Genomic DNA, 8,151 nt, shown 5'->3' with positions numbered 1-8,151 from the left:
GGCCCTGGGGACCCGGACCGACCGCCGCTCCCGGCCCTCCTCGGCCGGCACCGGCCCGAGCACCTCGGCGTCGTCGGGCAGCCGGGCCGCGGCCAGCAGGTCCGCCACCGCCTCGGCCGCTCCGGTGACGCTCGCCATCCGCACGGCCGGCGGGAAGCCCAGCTCGCGGCGCTCGGCCAGCTCCCGACCGGCGACCCAGGCGGCGTCCCAGCGCAGCAGCGCCTGCACGGGGGCGCGCGCACCGTCGGCGACCACCACCACCCGACCGGCCGGCGCCGGGCGGGCCAGCGCCGCCGCCGCCAGCCAGCGGCGCAGCGCCTCCTCGCCGGCGCGCAGGTCGGCCCGGGTCAGCAGGGCCCACGAGTCGAGCAGCAGCACCGCGCCGTAGCCGCCCTCCGCGACCGGCTCGGCGCCCGGCGTGGCCACCACCAGGGCCGCGCCACCGGGCACGTCGGTCAGCACCTCCTCGCGCCCCGAGGTGCGCACCGGCACGTCGGGCGAGCGCCCGGCCCAACTCCTCGGCGGTGCGCCGGGCGGCGGTCACCGCGGCCCGCCGCCGCCGGCCACCGCACTCCGGGCAGGCGTACGCGGCCGCCACCCGGGCGCACCACCGGCAGGCCGGGGTGCCGCCGGCCGAGGGCAGCGCGAGCGGGCCGGCGCAGTGCGCGCAGCGGGCCGGGGTGCGGCACTCGGCGCAGGAGATCGACGGGAGGTAGCCGCGGCGGGGCACCTGCACCAGCACCGGCAGGTCCTGGCGGAGCGCGTCGCGGGCAGCCGTCCAGGCCAGGCTGGGCAGCCGGGCGGTGGCGGCCCCGGGGTCGCGGGCCAGTTGCGGGTCGTCCCCGGTCGGCGCGATGGCCGGGATCCGCGCCCGCACGGTGGCCCGGTCGGCGACCACCTCCGGGGCCCAGCCGGTCTCCACCAGCAGCTGCGCCTCGGCCGTCCGGGCGTACCCGCCGACCAGCGCGCCGGCCTCGGCGAGTTGGGCGCGGGTGAGCAGCACGTCGCGAGCGTGCGGGTAGGGCGCCCGGGGCTCGGAGTGCAGGTCGTCACCGTCGTCCCAGACGGCGACGAGGCCGATCCGGGCCACCGGGGCGAACATCGCCGCCCGGGTGCCGATCACCACCGGCACCTGACCACGGCGAGCGGCGAGGAACGCCCGGTACCGCCGGGCCGGGCCGAGCGCGGCGGAGAGGCTGACGTGCCGCCCCGGGCCGAGCACACCGGTGAGCGCCGCGTCGAGGCGGTCGAGGTCACGCGCGTCGGGCACCACGACCACCGCGCCGCGCCCACCGGCGACGGTGGCAGCCACCGCGTCGGCGTAGCGGGCCGCCCAGTCCTCACCGGGCAGCGCCGACCAGACCGCGCGGGGTGCCCGGCCGTCGGCGAGCGCCCGCAGCAGGGCCGCACCGGTCGGGTAGTCGCGCCACCCGCGCGGGTCGACAGCCCCGGTGGGGGCAGCCGGGGTGGGCTGCTCATCGTGCGGCTCCTTCTCCACCCGCGCGTGCCGGGGTGGCACGGCGAGCCGGAGCACGTCGGCGAGGCTGCCCGCGTACCGGTCGGCGACCGCCCGGGCCAGCCGGGCGACCTCGGGGGCCAGCACCGGCTCCGGGGAGACCACCTTCTCCAGGTACGCGAGGCGGCCGGTGTGCCCGGAGTCGTCGGCGCGCGACAGCAACCACCCGTCGACGAGTTGCCCGGCGAAGCGCACCTTCACCCGGGTACCGGGAACCGCCACCTCGTCCAGTTCCGCCGGCACCAGGTAGTCGAACGGCCGGTCCAGGTGCGCCAGTCCGACATCCACGCAGACGCGCGCGACCGGCGACCCGTCAGCGGGTCGCCGGTCGCTGCGCTTGGTGGTGGTCAGGCTCCCGCGGCCGACTTGAGGTCGGCGGCCCGGTCGGTGCTCTCCCAGGTCAGGTCCGGCAGCTCCCGGCCGAAGTGGCCGTACGCGGCGGTCTGCTGGTAGATCGGGCGGAGCAGGTTGAGGTCCCGGATGATCGCGGCCGGACGCAGGTCGAACACCTCGGTGACGGCCTTCTCGATCGAGGAGACGGGCACGGTCTCGGTGCCGAACGTCTCGATGAACAGGCTCACCGGGTGCGCCTTGCCGATGGCGTAGGCGACCTGCGCCTCGCACCGCTCGGCCAGGCCGGCGGCGACCACGTTCTTGGCCACCCAGCGCATCGCGTACGCGGCCGAGCGGTCCACCTTCGACGGGTCCTTGCCGGAGAACGCGCCGCCACCGTGGCGGGCGTACCCGCCGTAGGTGTCGACGATGATCTTGCGGCCGGTCAGGCCGGCGTCGCCCATCGGGCCGCCGATCTCGAACCGGCCGGTCGGGTTGACCAGCAGCCGGTAGCCATCGGTGTCCAGGCCGAGGCTCTCCAGCTCCGGGGCGATCACGTGGTCGCGCACGTCCGGGGTGAGCAGCGAGTCCAGCGAGATGTCGGCGGCGTGCTGGCTGGACACGACAACGGTGTTCAGCCGGACCGGGCGCAGCCCCTCGTACTCGATGGTGACCTGGGTCTTGCCGTCCGGCCGCAGGTACGGGATCGTGCCGTCCTTGCGCACCGCCGAGAGGCGGCGGGCCAACCGGTGCGCGAGCGCGATCGGCAGCGGCATCAGCTCGGGCGTCTCCGAGCAGGCGAAGCCGAACATCATGCCCTGGTCGCCGGCACCCTGCGCGTCCAGCGCGCTCTCCGACGCCCCGGTGCGCAGCTCGAAGGCGTTGTCCACACCCTGCGCGATGTCCTCGGACTGCGCGCCGATGGAGACGCTGACCCCGCAGGAGGCACCGTCGAAGCCCTTCTTCGACGAGTCGTAACCGATCTCGAGGATGGTCCGGCGGACGATCGTCGGGATGTCGGCGTACGCCTTGGTGGTCACCTCACCGGCGATGTGCACCTGACCGGTGGTGATCATGGTCTCCACGGCCACGCGGCTGTGGGGATCCTCGGTCAGCAACGCGTCGAGGATGCCATCGCTGATCTGGTCAGCGATCTTGTCCGGGTGGCCTTCCGTGACCGATTCGGACGTGAAGAGACGGCGTGTCACGGCACTCCTAAGCGTGTGAGGTCGTTCCGCGGCAGTCTAATCACCACTGCGGCCGGTGTCGGGATCGGTCGCGCCCTGTTCCACCCGTCAGGAGCGGCCGGGCAGCCGCGCCACGACGAGATCCCACACGGCGTCGGCCACGGCTTCCTTGGCCTGCTCGGGCAGCCGGCTGACCGAGCCGTCCGCGCCGATGACCGTCACCGTGTTGGTGTCGGCGCCGAAGACCAGGTCCGGACCGACCTCGTTGACCACGATCAGGTCGGCCCGCTTCCGGGCGAGTTTCGCCCGGCCGTTGGCCTCGGCGTCACCGGTCTCGGCGGCGAACACCACCAGCACCTGCCCTGGTCGTTTGCGCTGGCCGAGCTCCGCCGCGATGTCAGGGTTCGTGACGAGCTCGATGGTGGGTGCGACACCGTCGTCCGACTTCTTGATTTTGCCAGTCGCGTACGTCGCGGGCCGGAAATCGGCCGGAGCCGCCGCCATCACCACCGCGTCGGCCTCGACGGCGGCCTTGACTGTCGCCTCCCGCAACTCGGCGGTGGTGCCCACCCGGATCAGGTCGACCCCGGCCGGGTCGGCGAGGCCGACGTTTGCCGAGATGAGTGTGACCCGGGCACCCCGAGCGACCGCCGCGCGGGCGAACGCGTACCCCTGCTTGCCCGACGAACGGTTGCCCAGGAAACGCACCGGGTCGAGGGGCTCGCGGGTGCCACCGGCGGTGACGACCACCCGGCGACCGGCCAGGTCGGCGGGGGCGGAGGCGCCGCGGGCCAGGAGCCGACCGGCGACGGCGAAGATCTCCGCCGGGTCGGGCAGTCGGCCCTTTCCCGTGTCGGCGCCGGTGAGCCGGCCGACGGCGGGCTCGATGACCCGGACTCCCCGGGAGCGCAACGTGGCCACGTTGGCCACTGTGGCGGGGTGCTCCCACATCTCGGTGTGCATGGCCGGGGCCAGCAGGACCGGGCAGCGGGCGGTCAGCAGTGTGTTGGTCAGCAGGTCGTCGGCGAGGCCGTGGGCGGCCTTGGCGAGCAGGTCGGTGGTGGTCGGCGCGACCACCACCAGGTCGGCCTGCTTACCGAGGCGGACGTGCGGCACCTCGTGGACGTCGGTCCAGACGTCGTCGGCGACCGGTTGACCGGAGAGCGCGGCCCAGGTCGGCGCTCCAACGAAGCGGAGCGCCGACGCCGTTGGCACGACCCGAACCCGGTGACCCGATTCGGTGAAGAGTCGCAGCAGCTCGCACGCCTTGTAGGCGGCGATGCCGCCACCGACCCCGAGGACGATCGAGGCGGACATCGGCCAGCGGGGGCTTACGGCTGGTCGGTCGGCTCGGCGGTGAGCAGGCCCGAGTTGATCTCGCGCATGGCGATGGAGAGGGGCTTCTCCTGCGGGGTGGTCTCGACGAGCGGGCCGACGTACTCCAGCAGACCCTCACCGAGCTGGCTGTAGTAGGCGTTGACCTGGCGCGCGCGCTTGGCGGCGAAGATGACCAGCGCGTACTTCGACGTCGTCTTCTCGAGGAGCTCGTCGATCGGCGGGTTGGTGATGCCTTCGGGGTTGGCGATGGATCCCACGAATTAACCTCTGCGTCTTTCGAGCCGCGCGGACGCGGTGCTGAGTCTCAACGGCGGCCGACCGTCAGCCACGCACGCGCGACCAGGCCGGATCCGGATAAGAAGAACCGAGTAAGCCTACCAGCTCCTCGACCACCCGTTCGGTGTGGTCGTGGGTCAGCGCGTGCTCGACGGTGGCGGCCACCGTGGCGTCGGGCGCGTACCCGGGTGGGCTCAGCAACACCAGCCGGGCGTCGCGCAGGCGCGCCCGGACCAGTGGGACGCCGCGCAGGTCGAGCGGGAGAAGCACCGGCTGGCCGGCGTCGAGCCGGGCGCGTAGCGGCGGGTACGGGGTGCCCCGGCGGTGTGAACCGATCCGGGACCACTCCAGCAGCTCGCCGTCGACGATCCGCCGATCGAACTCGGCGGGGGCGAGGAAGACCCGGTCCACCCCGTCGATCTCCGACTCCCGGCGCGGCCTGGTGGTTGCCGCGACCGGGATCCACACGGACGGAGAACGCGCCCGGACGAGCTCGACGACACTCTCCCTGCCGGAACCCGAAGGTCCAGCCAGGACAGTGAGCCGAGCCGCCGGGCGCGCCTCGTCATCCGTGCTCACTGCTTGTTTCTACACGCTGCCAGGTTCAGTTGGCGGCGAACTCTCCAAGCAGTGCCTTGCGCTGCTGCTCGCCGAGGCCACGCAGGCGACGGCTGTCGGCGATCTTGAGCTTCTCCATGATCTGGGTAGCCCGGATCTTGCCGATGCCCGGCATGGCCTGCAGGACGGCCGACACCTTGAGCTTGCCAACGACGTCGTCGCTCTCGGCCCGCTCGAGGACGGCACCGAGGGTGGTCTTGCCCTGCTTGAGCTGCTCCTTCAGCTGAGCACGGGCCTTGCGGATCTCCGCGGCCTTCTCGAGCGCGGCAGCGCGTTGTTCGGGGGTCAGTGACGGGAGCGGCACCAGTTCTCCTCAGGTCCCTATCGCGGCGGGCGGGGCGCACCGCCGCATCTGTGAAACGTGGTGTCGCTGTGAACCAAGGGGTCCATGGTTCCCAGCGCGGGGAAAACTAGCGGCCAACGGAGCTTTCGGCAACGTGGGGCCGCATGATCACCGTAGAGTGACCGACCCGTCAGTCAGTCACCGGGCAGGCAGGACGGCCCGGCAGTCGACCAACACGCGGTCCGCGGCGGCCCGCAGCGCGGCCACGTCAGGGCCTGCCGAGAGCACTTCCCGGGAGTACGACGGGAGCACCGAGGCGAGGCTCGAACCGAAGACGGTACGCAGATCGGCTGCGCCGGCACCCTGCGCGCCGAGCCCCGGAGCGAGCAGTGGGCCACCCACACCGGAGAGGTCGTGACCGGTGTCACCGATGGTCGCGCCGACCACCAGACCGAAGCTCCCGAGCGGGGACGCACCCCTGTTGAGCTGGGAAATCTCGTCGATCACGGTTTGCGCCACGGTGCGGCCGTCAGCCGTGACGGCCCGCTGCACGGCCGCGCCCTCGGGGTTGGAGGTGAGGGCCAGCACGAACACCCCGCCGCCGTGCTCGGCGGCCAGCTCGAACATCGGCGCCAGCGAACCGACCCCGAGGTAGGGGCTCGCGGTGACCGCGTCGACATACACGGGGCTGGATGGATCGAGGTACGCGGCGGCGTACGCGCTCACCGTCGAGCCGATGTCGCCGCGCTTGACGTCGAGCAGAACGAGCGAGCCGGCATCCCGTAACTGTCGGATAGTTGACTCAAGAATCGCCACACCTCGGGACCCGAACCGCTCGAAAAAGGCCGACTGAGGCTTGACTACCGCAACCCGGTCACCAAGGGCTTCCACCACGGTCCGGCTGAACCGGTCGAGCCCCTGAACGTCGTCCGGGAGGCCCCACTGAGCCAGCAGACCGGGATGCGGGTCGATGCCCACACAGAGTGGGCCCCGCTCGGTGATCGCCCGGTGCAGCCGGGTACCGAAGCTCTCCATCGGAGTGTTCCCCTCTTCTCGTCCGGACGGCTGACCCGCCCGGGTAACCCGTCGACCCGGTGGCCGGGCCGACTCAGCCGGCCGCCACCGCCGCCGCCACCCCGCTCGCGATCCGGGCCAGGTCGACGTCGTCGGTGACGTACGGCGGCATCGTGTAGATCAGGTCGCGGAACGGACGTAGCCACACCCCCTGGGCGACAGCGGCTGCGGTCGCCGCGCCGAGGTCGACCTCGTGGTCGAGCTGCACCACGCCGATCGCGCCGAGAACCCGTACGTCGGCCACGCCCGGCGTGCCGCGCAGGGGCTCCAGACCGGCGCGCAGGCCGGCGCCGACCCTGGCGACCTGGCCGGCCCAGTCTCCGGCCCGCAGCAGCCCGATGGAGGCGTTCGCCACCGCGCAGGCCAACGGGTTGCCCATGAACGTGGGCCCGTGCGCCAGCACGCCGGTCGCCGAGATGCCCTGGGCGACCTCAGCGGTGCACAGGGTCGCCGCGAGGGTCAGGTACCCGCCGGTCAGCGCCTTGCCCAGGCAGAGCACGTCCGGCGTCACCCCGGCGTGCCCGGCGGCGAACATCTCGCCGGTACGGCCGAACCCGGTGGCGATCTCGTCGAAGATCAGCAGAATTCCGTTCGCCCGGGTCACCTCGCGCAGCACGCGCAGGTAGCCCGGGTGGTGGAAGCGCATCCCGCCGGCGCCCTGGACGACGGGCTCGACGATCACGGCGGCCAACTCGTCGGCGTGCCGCTCGACCGTCTCCACCAGGGCCGCCACGTACGCGTCGTCGGGCGGGTCGGTGAAGCCGCCCGGCGGCACCGGGGCGAACACCTGCCGGGGCAGCACGTCGCCCCACAGGTGGTGCATCCCGCCCTCCGGGTCGCAGACGCTCATCGGATGGAAGGTGTCGCCGTGGTAGCCGCCCCGCCAGGTCGCCAGCCGGCGCCGCTGGGGCCGGCCGACGGCCCGCTGGTACTGCAGGCACATCTTCACCGCCACCTCGACGCTGACCGAGCCGGAGTCGGCCAGGAACACGTGCTCCAGGCCGTCCGGGGTCAGCTCGACCAGGGTTCGGGCCAGCCGCACCGCCGGCTCGTGGGTGAGCCCGCCGAACATCACGTGGCTCATCCGGCCGAGTTGGTCGGTCACCGCCGCGTCCAGCACCGGGTGCCGGTACCCGTGGATCGCCGCCCACCAGGACGACATGCCGTCCACCAACTCCCGCCCGTCGGCCAGGGTGAGCCGTACCCCCTCGGCGCCGCGCACCACGTACGGCGGGTTGGCCGGCGGCAGCGCGGCGTACGGGTGCCAGACGTGCGCCCGGTCGAAGGCCAGGATCTCCTCGGGTGTCACGCGTACTCCTCTGCGCCTCAAGCGGTCCGGACGGCGGACGTCCTGCGGCCGGGTCGAACCTCTCCGCCGCTGCCTTTGCTCTGCACCCGCGGACGCGACACCCGGTGGCCGGGTGTCGCGCTCCGGGCGGTGCATCCACGGGTGCAGAGCAAAGGGGCAACAACGGGCGTGTGCTCCTCGACGCGGAGCGGGCTCGGCACCCGGTTGCGCCGGGCCG

General features: G+C 73.2%; 7 protein-coding genes and 1 pseudogene. All 8 read right to left on the bottom strand.

Annotation, left to right across the window (positions count from 1 at the left end; genetic code table 11):
* Nucleotides 1–1,804 (bottom strand): annotated as a pseudogene (locus PSH03_RS07970) (primosomal protein N'); the annotation flags it as partial.
* A 59-nt stretch (nucleotides 1,805–1,863) separates the two neighbouring features.
* Nucleotides 1,864–3,057: a methionine adenosyltransferase gene (metK, locus tag PSH03_RS07965; protein WP_238688695.1), complete on the bottom strand. Its 1,194-nt coding sequence runs from the start codon at nucleotides 3,055–3,057 to the stop codon at nucleotides 1,864–1,866.
* 87 nt (nucleotides 3,058–3,144) lie between these two features.
* Nucleotides 3,145–4,353: a bifunctional phosphopantothenoylcysteine decarboxylase/phosphopantothenate--cysteine ligase CoaBC gene (gene coaBC / locus PSH03_RS07960; protein WP_238688694.1), complete on the bottom strand. Its 1,209-nt coding sequence runs from the start codon at nucleotides 4,351–4,353 to the stop codon at nucleotides 3,145–3,147.
* Between the two features lie 14 nt (nucleotides 4,354–4,367).
* Entirely contained in the window at nucleotides 4,368–4,631 is a 264-nt protein-coding gene (rpoZ, locus tag PSH03_RS07955; protein WP_030335666.1) for a DNA-directed RNA polymerase subunit omega, read from the bottom strand.
* A 64-nt stretch (nucleotides 4,632–4,695) separates the two neighbouring features.
* The gene (locus PSH03_RS07950) at nucleotides 4,696–5,229 is read right to left on the bottom strand and encodes a nucleoside/nucleotide kinase family protein (RefSeq protein ID WP_210785454.1); all 534 of its coding nucleotides are present in this window, start codon (nucleotides 5,227–5,229) and stop codon (nucleotides 4,696–4,698) included.
* Nucleotides 5,230–5,254: 25 nt separating this feature from the next.
* Nucleotides 5,255–5,572 carry an integration host factor, actinobacterial type gene (mihF, locus tag PSH03_RS07945; RefSeq protein ID WP_030335662.1) on the bottom strand — a complete coding sequence of 106 codons (318 nt, stop codon included), beginning with the start codon at nucleotides 5,570–5,572 and terminating at the stop codon, nucleotides 5,255–5,257.
* 177 nt (nucleotides 5,573–5,749) lie between these two features.
* Complete coding sequence (gene pyrF, locus PSH03_RS07940; protein WP_091401910.1) at nucleotides 5,750–6,586, bottom strand: orotidine-5'-phosphate decarboxylase; 837 nt, start codon at nucleotides 6,584–6,586, stop codon at nucleotides 5,750–5,752.
* A gap of 73 nt (nucleotides 6,587–6,659) precedes the next feature.
* Complete coding sequence (locus PSH03_RS07935) at nucleotides 6,660–7,934, bottom strand: adenosylmethionine--8-amino-7-oxononanoate transaminase (RefSeq protein WP_238688693.1); 1,275 nt, start codon at nucleotides 7,932–7,934, stop codon at nucleotides 6,660–6,662.
* Between the last annotated feature and the right edge of the window lie 217 nt (nucleotides 7,935–8,151).

Source organism: Micromonospora salmantinae, from assembly GCF_022230905.1.
Lineage (GTDB): Bacteria > Actinomycetota > Actinomycetes > Mycobacteriales > Micromonosporaceae > Micromonospora > Micromonospora salmantinae.
The sequence above is the reverse complement of the archived record's forward strand: the minus strand, read 5'-3'. Positions and strand labels throughout refer to the sequence as shown.

Bases quoted from the DNA above. Each gene is read 5' to 3' on its own strand.
- coaBC (WP_238688694.1), bottom strand. From the start codon at position 4,353: ATGTCCGCCTCGATCGTCCTCGGGGTCGGTGGCGGCATCGCCGCCTAC.
- pyrF (WP_091401910.1), bottom strand. From the start codon at position 6,586: ATGGAGAGCTTCGGTACCCGGCTGCACCGGGCGATCACCGAGCGGGGC.